Genomic DNA, 14,609 nt, shown 5'->3' with positions numbered 1-14,609 from the left:
GGCTTTCTGTAAAGCGGCACCGAACAAGAACAGGGGAGATTTCATCCATGGAAGAGCGCGTTTCGATCTCGATCTCGGAAGGCGTCGCCGACGTGCGCCTGGTGCGCGCGGACAAGATGAATGCGCTCGATCAGGCCATGTTTGAGGCTCTGGTTGCGGCAACCGAGCGGCTTTCGACGGAAAAAGGCCTGCGCGCCGTCGTGCTCTCGGGCGAGGGGCGCGCGTTCTGCGCCGGTCTCGACATGAGGCGTTTTGCCGCCATGAAGGAGAAGGGCGGCAACGGAATTCCGGGTGGCGAAAATCGCGATCTCACCAAGCGCACGCACGGCCAGGCGAACTTTCCGCAAGCCGCGGTATGGGGATGGCGCCAGCTTCCGGTTCCCGTGATCGCCGCCGTGCACGGCGTTGCCTTCGGCGGAGGCTTTCAGCTCTCGCTCGGCGCCGACATGCGTTTTGTCGCACCCGATGCGCGAATGTCGATCATGGAAATCAAATGGGGCCTCGTGCCTGACATGGCGGGCACGCCGATCCTGGCCTCGCTGGTGCGCGACGATATCCTGCGCGATCTCACCTACAGCGGTCGCATCTTCTCCGCGCAGGAGGCGATGAACTACGGCCTTGCTACGCGCATCTGCGATGACCCACGGGCTGTAGCCCTCGAGGTCGCGCGCGAGATCGCGGAAAAAAGCCCCGATGCAATCCGGGCGGCGAAGCGGCTGCTCAACAACCTGTCGGTCGATCCCGGTCCCGCGCTGCTCGCTGAATCCGTCGAGCAACAGAAGCTGATCGGCAGTGCGAACCAGACCGAAGCGGTGCGCTCCAATCTCGAGAAGCGCGCGGCGAAGTATGTGGATTAACCTCCCGTCATTCCGGGGCGATGCGCAGCATCGAGCCCGGAATCCATAATCACGATCGGGAGTATGGATTGCGGGCCTGCGCCCTCGCGCATCCCGGAATGACGAGCGTGGTAGTAACGACAGTTTAACCGACGAAAGATCGGACAACAAAAATGAGCGAAACGTCCAAATTCCTCGGCATCGTCTCCGGCGACCGCCGCCGTTCCCACGCCGAGGTCGCCGAACGCGCCGATCGGATCGCATCGGGTCTTGCCGAAATCGGCGTCAGCCAAGGCGATTGCGTCTGCATGCTGATGCGCAACGACATTGCGTTCCTGGAGGCCGCCTATGCCGCCATGCGGCTCGGTGCCTACGGCGTTCCGATCAACTGGCATTTCAAGCCGGAGGAGATCAACTACATCCTCAATGACACCGGCACGTCGGTGCTGATCGGACACGCCGACATGCTGCACGCCTTGCGCGATGCGATTCCGAAGGGCATGACCGTGCTCAGCGTGCCGACGCCGCTGGAGATCCTCTCCAGCTACAAGATCGATCCGGATCATTTGAAGACGCCAGATTTTGCGATCGAGTTTGAGACATGGCTCGCGCAATTCGACCCCTATGACGGCCCGGTCGTGGCGCAGCCCATGAACATGATCTATACGTCGGGGACGACAGGCCATCCCAAAGGCGTGCGTCGCAACGTACCGACTCCGGAGCAGCAGGCCGCCGGCGAGCGCATGCGCGCAATGATCTATGGGCTGAAGCCCGGCGCCCGTGCGATCCTGCCGGGCCCGCTCTATCATTCGGCACCGAACTCGTTCGGCATTCGCGCAGGCAAGCTCGGCGGTGTCCTGGTCCTGATGCCGCGTTTCGAAGCCGAAGAGTTCCTGCAACTGATCGAGCGATACGCAATCGACACCATCTTCATGGTGCCGACCATGTTCATCCGCCTGATGAAGCTGCCGGAGGAGGTGCGCAAGGCATACGACGTCTCCTCACTCCGCCACATCATTCATGCCGCAGCGCCTTGTCCGGCCGACGTCAAGCGCGCCATGATCGAATGGTGGGGCCCGGTGATCTACGAATTCTACGGCTCGACCGAATCCAGCGCCGTCACCTTCGCAACCTCGGACGACGCGCTGAAGAAGCCGGGCACGGTCGGCAAGGTCTCTCCCGGCGCCGAGCTGCGCTTCATCGGCGAGGACGGCCGCGTGCTCGGCGTCGGCGAAATCGGCGAGATCTATTCGCGAATGCCTGCCATGGCCGACTTCACCTATCACAACAAGCCGGAGAAGCGCGCCGAGATCGACCGCGATGGCTTCATCACATCAGGCGACGTCGGCTATATCGACGAAGACGGCTACGTCTTCATCTGCGACCGCAAGCGCGACATGGTGATCTCGGGCGGCGTCAACATCTATCCGGCCGAGATCGAGTCCGTGCTGCATGCCATACCAGGCGTGCATGATTGCGCCGTGTTCGGCATCCCGGACGCCGAGTTCGGCGAAGCGCTGATGGCGGTGGTCGAGCCGCAACCAGGGGTCACGCTGGATGCCGCAGGGATCCGTGCGCGGCTGAAGAGCTCGCTCGCCGACTACAAGGTGCCGAAGCATATCGAGATCCGCACCGGACTGCCGCGCGAAGACTCCGGAAAGATCTTCAAGCGCCGCCTGCGCGATCCCTATTGGGAGCAGGCGGGGCGAAAAATTTGAGGACGTTCTCGTCTTCGCAGTGGCGGATTTCGCGGGTATATAGACGGGATCATTGACCTCCGGATGATCACATGTCCCCGGTTTCCATCCTGCTCAACATCATCTGGATTCTCGTTGGCGGTGCCTGGATGGCATTCGGCTGGCTGGTGGCGTCGGTCATCATGGCGATCACCATCATCGGCCTGCCCTGGGCGCGGGCGGCGTTCAACATCGCCATTTACACGCTGTTGCCGTTCGGCTCGCGGGCGGTCAACCGCGAGGAGGTCACCGGCATGAGCGATATCGGCACCGGTGCCCTCGGGGTGATCGGCAACATCATCTGGTTCGTGCTGGCCGGCTGGTGGCTGGCGCTCGGCCATCTCCTTACGGCCGTCCTCTTTGCGATCACCATTATCGGCCTTCCCTTCGCCTGGGCCCATCTGAAGCTCGCCGGCATCGCGCTCTGGCCGATCGGCAAGGTGATCGTGCCGGCGTGAGGCGCGGATCGGTGCACGTCGACCCAGGGCAGCGGAGCGGAAGTCGCGCGCGTCGGGTGCCTCGTCGGCTTGCGACCCCGAAGCTGACATCGCCCCGCTGCTGCATTCCCGTCGATGCACACGCGGCAAACTGAATTCGGTCTAGAAGAGGGACGGCTTTGCTTCAGTCCTCGTCCTCAGCGAGCGCACGACGCCGTTCCACGGCGTCGCTCATGTCGTGAAGTACAAGGACCGCGAGGGCCGCCATGCGCTGCCTCTGTTCGGAGTTGAACGTTTTGTAGAGCGGCTGCCACGCCTCGGCGAGTTTATCCAAATCGGCCGATCGTTGAGCCAATGCTTCCGATCGGCGCTGCAAAAAGGCGATGGGGTCACGGTTGCGCATCACTTCGACAGAATTTTGGTCGGCCCGCCTGCCCACTGTTTCTCCGATTTTTGCAAGACGTGCCTTCCGATCCTCCGATCTCGCACGAATGGCGCTCTCCACAGGGGGCCAAAGCTTTTCCTGGTCAGGTGTCAGTTGCAGCGCGGCCTTGACCAGATCAATCCTCATCTCCGCCAGGTTATTCCGATCTGCCGCATTCAACCGTTCCGGTGATGCGGGAGCAGAGGTCTGCGCGTTTTGCGCGAGGGCAATCGGGGATGCAGTGAGGAAAATTGCAGTTGTTCCAGCCACTACGATCTTCAACATCGATGATCTCCCTGGGTCAGTGGCCCCCAACAGCAAGCCGCAAAATGAGCACGTTCCGATCGGTTCACTTGATTCATGTCAAAGGATCGATAGAACTTTCCGGCGCATCTCCGACCCGCGCAAAGCAATCTGAGCGTTTCCGGCCCGCGAGTTCGTATGATCGGTTGAGCTCTTGCGAAACCCCTCACTCCATCCGCGATGACGAAGCTCGATGGCAGGGCGTTAGCGAACCATCAAACCCGCTGCCGATAACGAAGCACCATGGGTTTCGCAGGGCTCAACCCGTCCTGCGCGTACCCGCGGCGGCGGAGGCCCGCAGTCTTGGGTGCACACCAAATCCCTCGCGTTGCCCGACAGGCAAAACACGCCCCATGGAGGTCGTTGGACGGGCATGTAAATCTTCTGATTGATCGAAATCGTCGTTTCGTTAAATCGCAACCATTCCGGCACGTCAAAGGGACGTTTCGCGATCGTCGTGCAGCGCTCCCGGGGGAGAGCGCGGCATAAGCCGGATGTCCGGGCGTCACCTGTCGCCACCCCGCGTGCGTTCCTCGCGTGCGGACCCTGGGTGCCAGCCGGCGCCCGGCCTTCCCTGCGCCCCAGCAAAGCTTCGGGCGCGCGCCGCGAGAGCGATAACGTGTGTCTGCGCCGGTCGGCAATTGTCTCTTGACCGGCGAACGTTGCCGCGTCGCCCCCAACTTCATCTTGCACTGCGGTAGAAAAATATCGCACACTCCGGACCGAGGAGCCATTGGGAGCTCTAAAAGGGGAGCGAGCCTTGTCCCTCCAGACCGTGCCATCTGACGCCGCCGATGTACGACCGAACCGGCCTGAGGATGTTCAGGCGCTGGAGGCGGATGCCCGCCTGCGCGACGACATTCGCCTGCTCGGACGCATCCTGGGCGATACGGTGCGCGACCAGGAGGGGGCGGATGTGTTCGATTTGGTCGAGCGCATCCGACAGACCTCGATTCGGTTCCACCGCGACGAGGACCGGGTGGCCCGCCGCGAGCTCGAGCAGATACTCGACAGCATGTCGACGTCGGAGACGGTGCGGATCGTCCGCGCGTTCAGCTATTTTTCCCACCTCGCCAACATCGCCGAGGATCAGAACAACATCCGGCAGATGCGGGCCCGCAGCGCCACCAACGGCTCCGGTGTCCTGGCGTCGACATTAGCCAATGCCAAGGCCGCGGGCATCGGTGCGGATACGTTGCGCAGCTTCTTCAAGAGCGCCCTCGTCAGCCCGGTGCTGACCGCGCATCCGACCGAAGTCCGCCGCAAGAGCACGATGGACCGCGAGATGGAGATCGCCGCGTTGCTCGACCGCCGCGAGCGCGTCGCCTTGACTGCGGATGAGGCCGCCGCCAGCGACGAGCAGCTTCGCCGCGAGGTGCTGACGCTGTGGCAGACAAATCTGCTGCGCCGGACCAAGCTCACCGTGCTCGACGAGGTCGCCAATGGCCTGTCGTTCTACGATTATACCTTCCTTCGCGAGGTGCCGCGGCTGGTCAACGCGCTTGAAGACCGGCTGGAGGAGGGCGGCGAGCAGGCCGCGGGCGAGCTCGCCTCTTTCCTGCGCATGGGCAGCTGGATCGGCGGCGATCGCGACGGCAATCCCTTCGTTACCGCCGACGTGATGCGCGGCACGCTGCGGCTTCAGTCGAGCCGGGTGATGCAGTTTTATCTGAACGAGCTGCACGTGCTCGGCTCGGAACTGTCGATTGCGGCCCATCTCGCCGACGTCTCCGGGGAGCTGCGGAACCTGGCGGAGCGCTCGCCCGATACCTCGCCGCACCGGAGCGGCGAGCCCTATCGCCTCGCGGTATCAGGAATCTATGCGCGCCTGACCGCCACGGCCGAAAAGCTCGAGGTCGAGATCACCCGCCGCCCCGTCGGCAAGGGCGCGCCCTATGGCAGCGTCAAGGAGTTGCAGGCGGATCTGGATGTGCTGCACCGCTCGCTGATCTCGAACAACGCCCGCGTCATTGCGCGCGGCCGGCTGCGGTTGCTGCGCCGCGCGGTGGATTGTTTCGGCTTCCATCTGGCGCGGCTCGACATCCGCCAGAATTCGGCCGTGCACGAACGAACCATCGCCGAGCTGATTGACGCCGCCAATCCCGGCATGTCCTATCTTGCGCTCGGCGAGGATGCTCGCATCTCGCTGCTCACCAACGAACTGCGCTCGACGCGTGCGTTGGTCTCGCCGTTCGTCAAATACAGCGACGAGACCATGGGCGAGCTCAACGTCTTCCATGCCGCCGCGGAAGCGCATGCGATGTTCGGCTCGGATGCCATTCCCCAATGCATCATCTCGATGTGCAAGAGCATGTCGGACATGCTCGAAGTGGCGGTGCTGCTGAAGGAGGTCGGCCTCGTCCATCCCTCAGGGCGGAGCGCCATCAACATCGTGCCGCTGTTCGAGACCATCGAGGATTTGCAGGCGTCATCAGGCATCATGGACCGCATGCTGTCGCTGCATGATTACCGCCGCCTCGTCGACAGCCGCGGCAGCGTGCAGGAAGTCATGCTCGGCTATTCCGACTCGAACAAGGATGGCGGCTTCGTCACCTCGGGTTGGGAACTCTACAAGGCCGAGATCGGCCTCGTCGACGTGTTCGAGCGTCACCACGTGCGGCTGCGTCTTTTCCACGGCCGCGGCGGTTCGGTCGGCCGCGGCGGAGGGCCGAGCTACGATGCCATCGTCGCGCAGCCGGGCGGGGCGGTAAACGGCCAGATCCGAATCACCGAGCAGGGCGAGATCATCTCGTCGAAATATTCCAACGCGGAAGTCGGCCGCAACAATCTCGAAATCCTGGCGGCCGCGACACTGGATGCCAGTCTGCTCCAGCCGCGCCAGAGCGCGCCGCGTCGCGAATATCTGACGGCGATGGACGAGCTGTCGAACCTCGCTTTCAAGGCTTATCGCGGCCTCGTCTACGAGACCGACGGGTTTGTCGAATATTTCTGGGCTTCGACCGTGATCAACGAGATCGCGACGCTCAACATCGGCAGCCGTCCGGCCTCCCGCAAGAAGACGCGCGCGATCGAGGACCTTCGCGCGATCCCCTGGGTGTTCTCCTGGGCGCAGTGCCGCCTGATGCTGCCGGGCTGGTATGGCTTCGGCAGCGCGGTCGAGCAATGGATCGCGGAGCATCCGCAACAGGGCATGCCGTTCCTGAAAGAGCTCTACAAGGAATGGCCGTTCTTCCGCATGCTGCTGTCGAACATGGACATGGTGCTTGCGAAAAGCTCGATTGCGATCGCCTCGCGCTATGCCGAGCTGGTGCCGGACGAGGCGCTGCGCGAAAAGATCTTCGGCCGCATCCGCAGGGAATGGCATTCCTGCATCGAGACATTGCTCGACATCATGGGGCAGGACCGGCTGCTGCAGGGCAATCCGTTGCTCGAGCGCTCCGTGCGCCACCGTTTCCCCTATCTCGACCCGCTCAACCACGTGCAGGTCGAGCTCTTGCGGGAGCACCGCGCGCAGAACCCGGACGAGCAGGTGCTGCGCGGGATTCAGCTCACGATCAACGGCATATCGGCAGGCTTGCGGAATACGGGGTAAGGAGCGAGTTTGCGAATGGCGAGCAGCGAATAGAACCCTGTTCGCCATTCGCTGCTCACTATTCGCGCAACCTCAAACCGGATCCCAGGGGAAGATATCCGCCGAGCGATCCAGCTTGTAGAACGAGCCCTTCAGCGCCGGCATACCATGTTCCGCGATCGTCTGCGGCGTCCAGCCTTCGCTACGATGCACCGAGCGCAGCGGACGGTTCTGGCTGAACAGGAACAGTTCGTTCATGCGCGCACCGAAGATCTGCCCGGAGACATCCTTGGCGGCATCGGAGAGCAGGTAGGCGCAGATCGGCGCGATCTTTTCGGGTCCCATCTGCTTGATCTTCTCGACCCGCGCCTTCTCCGCCTCGGTCTCGGTCGGGATGGTGCCGATCATACGGGTCCAGGCGAACGGCGAGACGCAGTTCGAGCGCACGTTGAAGCGGCCCATGTCGAGCGCAATCGACTTGGACAGGCCGATGATGCCGAGCTTGGCGGCGGCGTAATTGGCCTGACCGAAATTGCCGATCAGACCGGAGGTCGAGGTGAAGTGCACGAAGGAGCCGCTCTCCTGCTCGCGGAAGATACGCGCGGCGGCATGGCTGACATAGAACGAGCCCATCAGATGCACCTTGATGACGGCCTCGAACGCTTCCACGCTCATCTTGTGAAAGATCATGTCGCGCAGGATGCCGGCATTGTTGACGACGCCGTCGAGCCGGCCGAAATGATCGGTCGCGGTCTTCACGATCTTGCTGGCGGGCACGGCTTCCGCCACCGACTCGAAGTTGGGCACTGCGACGCCGCCGCGCTTCTTGATCTCCTCGACCACCTCCTCGGCAGGTGTCGCGCTCGAGCCGGCGCCGTCGGCGGCGCCCCCGGGATCGTTGACGACGACCTTGGCGCCCTCAGCCGCACAGAGCAGCGCGATCTCGCGGCCGATGCCCCGGCCTGCGCCGGTGACGATGATGACCTTGTCCTGCAGTGATTTGCTCATGTGGGGTTACCTCTCGTTCGTGAACACGATCGTGCCTGATGCGGCGAACATGCCGCCAACGCCGTGGCACACCGAAATCTTCGCGCCAGGGACCTGCGCCGGCGCGATGCCGCGCATCTGGCGCACGCTCTCCTGGAGCGCGTACATGCCGTACATGCCGGAATGCATGTAGCTCAATCCGCCGCCATTGGTGTTGAGCGGAAGCTCAGCTCCCGGCCGCGTGTTGCCATCCGCGATGAATCTGCCCGTCTCCTCGTATGGCATGAAGCCGAGATCGCCGAGGCCGAACAACGGCAGATGTGCAAAAGCGTCGTAGATCATGAGGTGATCGACGTCCCTGTGCGCGATGCCGGCCTCCTTGAAGGCGAGCGGCCCTGCAGTCTTGAACGCACGCGAGGAGTTGAACGTCTCCATCTGGCTCACCATCGGCGTTTCCACGCTCTCGCCGGTGCCCATGATGTAGACGGGCTTGCGCGGAAAATCCTTGGCACGGTCGGCCGAGGTCAGGATCAGCGCGCCGCCGCCGTCAGTGACGAGGCAGCACTGCAGCAGGCGGAACGGATAGGCGATCATGCGCGAGTTGAGGACGTCGGCGACCGTGATCGGGTCCTTCATCGTCGCGCGCGGATTTCTCGCGGCCCATTCACGCTGCACCACCGCGACCGAGGCAAGCTGCTCATGGGTGATGCCGTAGGTCTTCATGAAACGCAGCACGGGGATCGGGAACATGCTGGGCGGCCCGTAGACACCGTAGGGGGCCTCGAACTGGCCCTGCAGGCTGTCGGCCGGGATCGAGCGTGGCGCCTTGCCGATCATCGACTTGCCGCTCTCGGCATGCGTGATCAGCACGGTCTTGCACAGGCCGGCCTCGATCGCCGCAGCCGCATGGCGAACGTGCAGCATGAAGGAGCAGCCGCCGACAGAAGTGCCGTCCACCCAGGTCGGCTTGATGCCGAGATAGTGGCAGACCTGCTGCGGCGTCTCGACGGCTGTGGCGAAACCGTCGATGTCCGACAGCTTCAACCCGGCATCGGCGACGGCGTTGAGCGCCGCGTCCGCGTGAAGCTGGAGCTGCGACATGTTGGGGATCACGCCGAGCTCGGTGGTCTCGGCCGCACCGACGACGGCAACCTGGTTCTTGCGCATGATCTAGCCCTTCGCCGGACGGAACACGGGGAGCGTGATCTTGTCGTCGAGCGCCTCGAAGGCGACCTCGAGCTTCATGTCGAGCTCGAGTGCCTCAGGCGTCTGCGGACAGTCGATGATGTTGCTCATCATGCGCGGCCCCTCGGCGAGCTCGACCACGGCGATCGCGTAAGGCGGCGTGAAGCCGGGTGCGGCGGGGCGATGGTTGATCACGTAGCTGTAGAGGAAACCCTTGCCGCTGGCCTGGAAGACGGAGACCTTGCGCCAAGCGCAGGACGGGCAGAACGGACGCGGCGGGAAATAGACATGCGCGCAGGCGTCGCAGCGTTGCAGGCGCAATTCGCCGGCTTTCGTGCCCTCCCAGAAATGCTGGGTTTCCGGCGTCGGTTTCGGTCGCGCGCGCTGCGGTTCGGCCATCTCGGCGGCTCCTCCCAAAGGCGAAAGCCTGATGCTCGCCCCGTTTCAATCTTGATGCGCCAATTGACTGTCGCGCGTCAACGGTCCAGCACTGAGATCTGCAAGCCATGTATTCCACCATGCGCACAATTGCGGTTGGCATGCTTGTGTGTCAGTAGGGCCGCACGGTACATTGATGCCGAGACAAGAAGAGATCGGGAGGATTCCATGTTGAGAACACTGGGCGTTGCGCTGATTGCAGGTCTGACCTTCGCTGCGCCGGCCCTTGCTGCGGACGCGCCGGCCGAGATCAAGATCGGCACGCTTTACGCGTCGAGCGGGCGCTATGCCTCCATCTCGATGCCTGTTCACTACGGACTGAAGCTGTGGGTCGACCAGAAGAACGCCGAGGGCGGCGTGTTTGTGAAGGCGTTCGACAAGAAGATCCCGATCAAGCTCGTTGCCTATGACGACCAGAGCAACACGGCGACCGCGGCCACGTTGTATAATCAGCTGATCACCCAGGATAAGGTTGATCTTCTGGTCGCCGATTCCGGCTCGGTGCTGACCGCGCCTGCGGTTGCGATTGCCCGCGACCACAAGATGTTCCTGTTCAATCAGACCGGCACCGGCGCCAGCTTCTTCTCCAAGGACAATCCGTACATCGCCTTGATGGCCGATCCGGTGTCGACCATCTGGCCGAAGCCCGTCGCCGATTTCGTTTCGCATGATGGGCCCGGCCTCGGCATCAAGAAGATCGCGATTCTCTACGCGACCAACGAGTTCACGGGCACGCAGGCGAATGCCTTCCGCAAATTCGTCAAGGACTCGGGCGCGCCGATCGAGATCGTCTACGATCAGGGCGTTCCGACCGAGACGACCAACTACACCGTCATCATCAACAACATCGCCAATACGAATCCGGATGCTGTGATTCACTTCGGCTATGCGCCGAACGACATCGCGTTCCTTCGCAACGTCCAGGACGTCGGCGTCAACTTCAAGATGCTGTTCTCTATCTATGCGGGTCTGGAGACGGAGCTGCTCGAAAAGAACGTCGGCGAGAAGGGTCTCGAGCACGTCTTCACCTACGTCCCGCCGCAGGAGCTGAAATATCCGGTGAACTTCGGGATGAACATGGACGAGTACAAGGCGGCCTGGGACAAGACATATACCGACGGCAAGGTCGAGTTCGGCTTCAACTCGGTCGCCGGATATACGACGGCTCTGGTGATCGAAAAGACCCTGTCGGTCGCGACCAGCCTCGATCAGCTGGAGCTGCGCAAAGCCGCCTTCAGCCTGTCCAATCAGCTGAAGACGCTGGACGGGACCTTCGCGCTCGACGAGATGGGCGGCCAGATCGGCGAACTCACGCCGCTCGGCCAGCTCGAGCTTGGCGATCACGGCCACATCAAGTTCATCTCGATCTATCCTCACGAGACGGCGACCGGAAAGCCGGTCTATCCGCGGCCATGACGGACAAACCTGCTGCGCGAAACCCGGGAGCCGGCTTGCGATGTTGACCTACGCGTTGGTCGCCGGCGTGCTGTTCGGGCTGTATTTCAGCCTGGTCGGTATGGGACTCAATCTCGTCTTCGGCGTCATGCGCATCGTCAATCTTGCGCATGGCGACGTGTTGATGCTCGGCGCCTTCGTGGCGCTGGGCGTCGTCACCCTGGCGGGGATAGACCCGCTGTTCGCGGTGCCGCTGGCATTCGTCTTGTTTCTGCTGGTCGGCACGCTGCTCTATTGGGTGCTGGTGCCGCGCCTGCAGGGATCCGCAAATCCGGAAATGCTGTCGATCATCCTGTTTTTCGGCCTCTCGCAGGTGGTCGAAGCCATCACCACGATTTTCGCAGGCACCAGCGAGCGCTCGATCCAGAGCCGGCTGCTCGGCACGGTTTTCTCGACCATCCAGGCGCAGCTGTTCGGCGGCAAGCCTGGGGCGAGCGGCCCCATTCGCATCCTCGGTCAGGGGTTTCCTGCGCCCTGGGTGATCGCGGCGGCAACCAGCCTGGTCGCGATCGGCCTTGTCTACGTTTATCTCTATCGCACGCGGCTCGGCACCTTGACGCGCGCCGTGATGTCGCGACGCGACGAGGCGCTGGCCTCGGGCATCGACGTCGATCGCGTCTCGGCCGCGGCCTTCGGAATCGGACTTGGGCTTGCTGCGGTTGCGGGCGTGTTTGCGCCGTTCATGTTCGGTTCGGTCACGCCGGCTTTCGGTGCTGACGCGACCGTGACGTCGTTTGCGATCGTCGTGCTGGGCTCGCTCGGCAATCCGCTCGGCACTGCGCTTGGTGGCGTCGTCTACGGCGTCTGCTACATGATGGTGCAGACCTATCTCAGCTCGTGGGCCGACCTTCTGCCCTACGTGCTGCTGATTCTGATCCTCTTGCTACGTCCGAGCGGCCTGCTTGGAAGGCGGGTGCGCGTTGCCTAGTGCCGTCAAGCATGTGCTGCTCATCCTGGTGCCGTTGATCGCCGCGTTCGCGATCCTGCCGGGCCTCTACCAGAATCATCTGCTGCTGTTCAATTTCGTCACGTTCCTGATCCTCGCGCAGGGCGTCAACATCATCTACGGCTTCACCGGCTATCTGCCCTTCGGCTACGTCGGCTTCTTCGGGGCCGGTGCTTACGGATTTGCGGTGCTGGTGATGCACTACCAGTCGCCGGCGATCGTGGCGGTGCTGGCGTCGGGGCTGGTCGCCGTCCTGCTCGGCCTCTTGCTGACGCCATTGCTGCGGCTGTCCGGTGCCTATTTCGCCATTGCCAATCTCGCTGCGTCACTGGCCGTGCTGCATCTTGTCGCCAATCCCGCATTGGAGGGCATCACCAAGGGGCCGTACGGCGTGTCGCTGACGGGCACGTTCAACCCGACATACGCCTACTATGCGGCCCTGGTCGTGCTGGCGCTGACGGTGGGCGGCGTCGTCTTCCTGAAGAACTCGAGCTTCGGGCTGGCACTGCAGGCCGTCCGCGAAGACGCGGTGAGCGCGTCGATGTCCGGGGTCAACGTCGTCAAGATGCGCATCGCCGCATGGCTCGCGTCGGCCCTGGTGGCGGGGCTCGCGGGCGGCATTTATGCCTGGTACGTCTCCGTGTTTTATCCCGACAACGTCTTCAGCGGCGATTTCAGCATCTTCGCGATCGTCTTCGCGCTGTTCGGCGGTGTTGCGACGATCTCCGGTCCGATCATCGGCGTCCTGATCCTGTACGGCGTCTACAACCTGATCGGGTTCACGACCCCGCAATATTTCCAGCTCATCTACGGTCTCCTCATCATGGGGTTGGTGTTGTTCCTGCCGGCGGGCCTGGTCTCGCTGGCGACGCGGAGGGGCTGGAATGTCCCCTGATACGAAACCCATTCTCAGCGTCCGCAAGCTGGTGAAACGCTTTGGCGGCTTCGTCGCACTCGACGGCTTGAGCTTTCATGCCGCGCCAGGTGAAGTGTTGGGGCTGGTCGGTCCGAACGGGTCGGGAAAGACTACGGCCATCAACGTGATATCAGGCCTCTACGCACCTGATGGCGGAGACGTCGTGTTCGACGACGTCTCCATCGGCGGCACTGCGTCCCACAAACTTGTCCATCGCGGTATCAACCGGACTTTCCAGGTGCCGAAGCCGTTCATGTCGCTGACCGTACGCGAGAACGTCAGGGTGGCCTTGGCCTACGGGCACATCGGAGGAACGCCGCCGGGGCTCGACGCGCTGCTTGACGAATATCGGCTGGCCGCCGTCGCGGATCGGCCGGCCGCCGATCTCAACAGCGCGCAGCAGAAGATGCTGGATCTGGTTCGCGCGTTGGCCACGCGACCACGCCTGCTGCTGCTCGACGAGCTCGCAGCCGGGCTCAATCCCGCCGAGCTCGACTGGATTGCCGAGCGGATCAAGCAGCTTGCCGCAAGCGGCATGTCGATCATCGTCGTCGAGCATCTGATGGGGTTCATCGAGCACATCACCGATCGGGTCATCGTTCTCAATGCCGGCAAGGAGATCTTCGAAGGCAAGCTCGCTGCGGCCGTGAAGGAACCGCAGGTGATCGAGGTGTTTTTGGGAGGCGAGCATGCCGCCTGACTCAACGCCTCTTCTTCACGCAGAAGGCGTCGATGCGGGCTACGGCACCATGCAGGTGCTGTGGGGCGTCGATCTCGATGTCAAAGCGGGCGAGACGGTGCTGCTGCTCGGCGCCAATGGTGCCGGCAAGACCACGTTCCTGAAATCGCTGGTCGGCCTGGTCGAGGCCCGTCACGGCAGCATCGCGCTGGCCGGGCAGAATATCGCGCATATGCGCTCCAGTGACCGCATGAAGCTCGGCATGACCTACATGTCGGAGCTCGCGGTGTTTCCCGACCTGTCGATCGAGGAGAATATCCTGGTCGGGGCTCAGGCGCTGGGACATGCCAATCCCCGCCGGCGACTCGACGAGCTCTACGGTCTGTTTCCTGTGCTGCGCGACAAGCGTCGCGACGCGGCCTCCAGCCTGTCGGGCGGACAGCGCAAGATGCTCGGGATCGCCAAGGCGCTCGCGGCCGAGCCGAAGCTTCTCGTCATGGACGAGCCCTCGGCCGGGCTGTCGCCCCTGTTCGTCAAGGAGGTCATCCGCATTCTGAACGGCCTGCAGGGGCGCGGCATCGCGCTTTTGATCGCCGAGCAGAATATCGGTTTCCTTGAGGTGGCAACGCGCGTATTTGTTCTGGAAGGCGGGCGCATTCGCTTCTCCGGCAGCGTTGCCGAGATGACCGACAACGAGGCGCTGCGGCGCGCCTATTTTGGATTGAAATAGCGCGG

13 protein-coding genes are annotated in these 14,609 nt (G+C 63.0%); 9 read left to right on the top strand and 4 right to left on the bottom strand.

The window, feature by feature from the left end:
* The first annotated feature begins 47 nt into the window (after positions 1-47).
* From ACVWZ4_RS00560 to ACVWZ4_RS00550, 3 genes are all read left to right on the top strand, one after another.
* Positions 48-857: a crotonase/enoyl-CoA hydratase family protein gene (locus ACVWZ4_RS00560; protein ID WP_456739622.1), complete on the top strand. Its 810-nt coding sequence runs from the start codon at positions 48-50 to the stop codon at positions 855-857.
* A 152-nt stretch (positions 858-1,009) separates the two neighbouring features.
* Positions 1,010-2,554, top strand: coding sequence for an acyl-CoA synthetase (locus ACVWZ4_RS00555; protein WP_456739621.1), 1,545 nt, complete (start codon positions 1,010-1,012; stop codon positions 2,552-2,554).
* A 71-nt stretch (positions 2,555-2,625) separates the two neighbouring features.
* The gene (locus ACVWZ4_RS00550) at positions 2,626-3,030 is read left to right on the top strand and encodes a YccF domain-containing protein (RefSeq protein ID WP_456739620.1); all 405 of its coding nucleotides are present in this window, start codon (positions 2,626-2,628) and stop codon (positions 3,028-3,030) included.
* 163 nt (positions 3,031-3,193) lie between these two features.
* On the opposite strand, the gene ACVWZ4_RS00545 is transcribed toward ACVWZ4_RS00550, so the two are convergent.
* A complete protein-coding gene (locus tag ACVWZ4_RS00545; protein WP_456702514.1) occupies positions 3,194-3,718 on the bottom strand; it encodes a Spy/CpxP family protein refolding chaperone in 525 nt (174 codons plus the stop codon).
* 778 nt (positions 3,719-4,496) lie between these two features.
* Here ACVWZ4_RS00545 and ppc point away from each other — a divergent pair.
* Positions 4,497-7,289, top strand: a complete 2,793-nt coding sequence (ppc, locus tag ACVWZ4_RS00540; protein WP_456702515.1) for a phosphoenolpyruvate carboxylase — start codon at positions 4,497-4,499, stop codon at positions 7,287-7,289.
* Positions 7,290-7,361: 72 nt separating this feature from the next.
* On the opposite strand, the gene ACVWZ4_RS00535 is transcribed toward ppc, so the two are convergent.
* From ACVWZ4_RS00535 to ACVWZ4_RS00525, 3 genes are read right to left on the bottom strand one after another with little or no spacing between them, the layout of a single operon-like run.
* Complete coding sequence (locus ACVWZ4_RS00535) at positions 7,362-8,276, bottom strand: SDR family oxidoreductase (protein WP_456702516.1); 915 nt, start codon at positions 8,274-8,276, stop codon at positions 7,362-7,364.
* Between the two features lie 6 nt (positions 8,277-8,282).
* Positions 8,283-9,422: a thiolase C-terminal domain-containing protein gene (locus tag ACVWZ4_RS00530; RefSeq protein ID WP_456702517.1), complete on the bottom strand. Its 1,140-nt coding sequence runs from the start codon at positions 9,420-9,422 to the stop codon at positions 8,283-8,285.
* 3 nt (positions 9,423-9,425) lie between these two features.
* Entirely contained in the window at positions 9,426-9,839 is a 414-nt protein-coding gene (locus tag ACVWZ4_RS00525) for a Zn-ribbon domain-containing OB-fold protein (RefSeq protein WP_456739619.1), read from the bottom strand.
* Positions 9,840-10,046: 207 nt separating this feature from the next.
* Between ACVWZ4_RS00525 and ACVWZ4_RS00520 the strand changes: the two genes are divergently transcribed.
* The 5 genes from ACVWZ4_RS00520 to ACVWZ4_RS00500 are packed head-to-tail and all read left to right on the top strand — an operon-like array spanning position 10,047 to position 14,604.
* On the top strand, positions 10,047-11,294 hold the full coding sequence (locus ACVWZ4_RS00520) for an amino acid ABC transporter substrate-binding protein (protein WP_456739618.1): 1,248 nt from the start codon (positions 10,047-10,049) through the stop codon (positions 11,292-11,294).
* A gap of 40 nt (positions 11,295-11,334) precedes the next feature.
* A complete protein-coding gene (locus ACVWZ4_RS00515; protein ID WP_456739617.1) occupies positions 11,335-12,261 on the top strand; it encodes a branched-chain amino acid ABC transporter permease in 927 nt (308 codons plus the stop codon).
* The gene (locus ACVWZ4_RS00510; RefSeq protein ID WP_456702521.1) at positions 12,254-13,174 is read left to right on the top strand and encodes a branched-chain amino acid ABC transporter permease; all 921 of its coding nucleotides are present in this window, start codon (positions 12,254-12,256) and stop codon (positions 13,172-13,174) included. The genes ACVWZ4_RS00515 and ACVWZ4_RS00510 overlap by 8 nt, the downstream gene beginning before the upstream one ends.
* Positions 13,164-13,895, top strand: coding sequence for an ABC transporter ATP-binding protein (locus ACVWZ4_RS00505; protein WP_456702522.1), 732 nt, complete (start codon positions 13,164-13,166; stop codon positions 13,893-13,895). Before ACVWZ4_RS00510 ends, ACVWZ4_RS00505 begins: the two co-directional genes overlap by 11 nt.
* A complete protein-coding gene (locus ACVWZ4_RS00500) occupies positions 13,885-14,604 on the top strand; it encodes an ABC transporter ATP-binding protein (protein ID WP_456738112.1) in 720 nt (239 codons plus the stop codon). The genes ACVWZ4_RS00505 and ACVWZ4_RS00500 overlap by 11 nt, the downstream gene beginning before the upstream one ends.
* Positions 14,605-14,609: the final 5 nt, after the last annotated feature.

The sequence above is a fragment of the Bradyrhizobium sp. USDA 4472 genome, from assembly GCF_054058595.1.
Note: the sequence above shows the minus strand (reverse complement) of the source record. Positions and strands in the feature narration are given on the sequence as shown.

Excerpts from the sequence above, each read along its gene's own strand:
- ACVWZ4_RS00560 (WP_456739622.1), top strand. The coding sequence starts at position 48 with ATGGAAGAGCGCGTTTCGATCTCGATCTCGGAAGGCGTCGCCGACGTG.
- ACVWZ4_RS00555 (WP_456739621.1), top strand. The coding sequence starts at position 1,010 with ATGAGCGAAACGTCCAAATTCCTCGGCATCGTCTCCGGCGACCGCCGC.
- ACVWZ4_RS00550 (WP_456739620.1), top strand. The coding sequence starts at position 2,626 with ATGTCCCCGGTTTCCATCCTGCTCAACATCATCTGGATTCTCGTTGGC.
- ACVWZ4_RS00545 (WP_456702514.1), bottom strand. The coding sequence starts at position 3,718 with ATGTTGAAGATCGTAGTGGCTGGAACAACTGCAATTTTCCTCACTGCA.
- ACVWZ4_RS00535 (WP_456702516.1), bottom strand. The coding sequence starts at position 8,276 with ATGAGCAAATCACTGCAGGACAAGGTCATCATCGTCACCGGCGCAGGC.
- ACVWZ4_RS00530 (WP_456702517.1), bottom strand. The coding sequence starts at position 9,422 with ATGCGCAAGAACCAGGTTGCCGTCGTCGGTGCGGCCGAGACCACCGAG.
- ACVWZ4_RS00525 (WP_456739619.1), bottom strand. The coding sequence starts at position 9,839 with ATGGCCGAACCGCAGCGCGCGCGACCGAAACCGACGCCGGAAACCCAG.
- ACVWZ4_RS00520 (WP_456739618.1), top strand. The coding sequence starts at position 10,047 with ATGTTGAGAACACTGGGCGTTGCGCTGATTGCAGGTCTGACCTTCGCT.
- ACVWZ4_RS00515 (WP_456739617.1), top strand. The coding sequence starts at position 11,335 with ATGTTGACCTACGCGTTGGTCGCCGGCGTGCTGTTCGGGCTGTATTTC.
- ACVWZ4_RS00505 (WP_456702522.1), top strand. The coding sequence starts at position 13,164 with ATGTCCCCTGATACGAAACCCATTCTCAGCGTCCGCAAGCTGGTGAAA.
- ACVWZ4_RS00500 (WP_456738112.1), top strand. The coding sequence starts at position 13,885 with ATGCCGCCTGACTCAACGCCTCTTCTTCACGCAGAAGGCGTCGATGCG.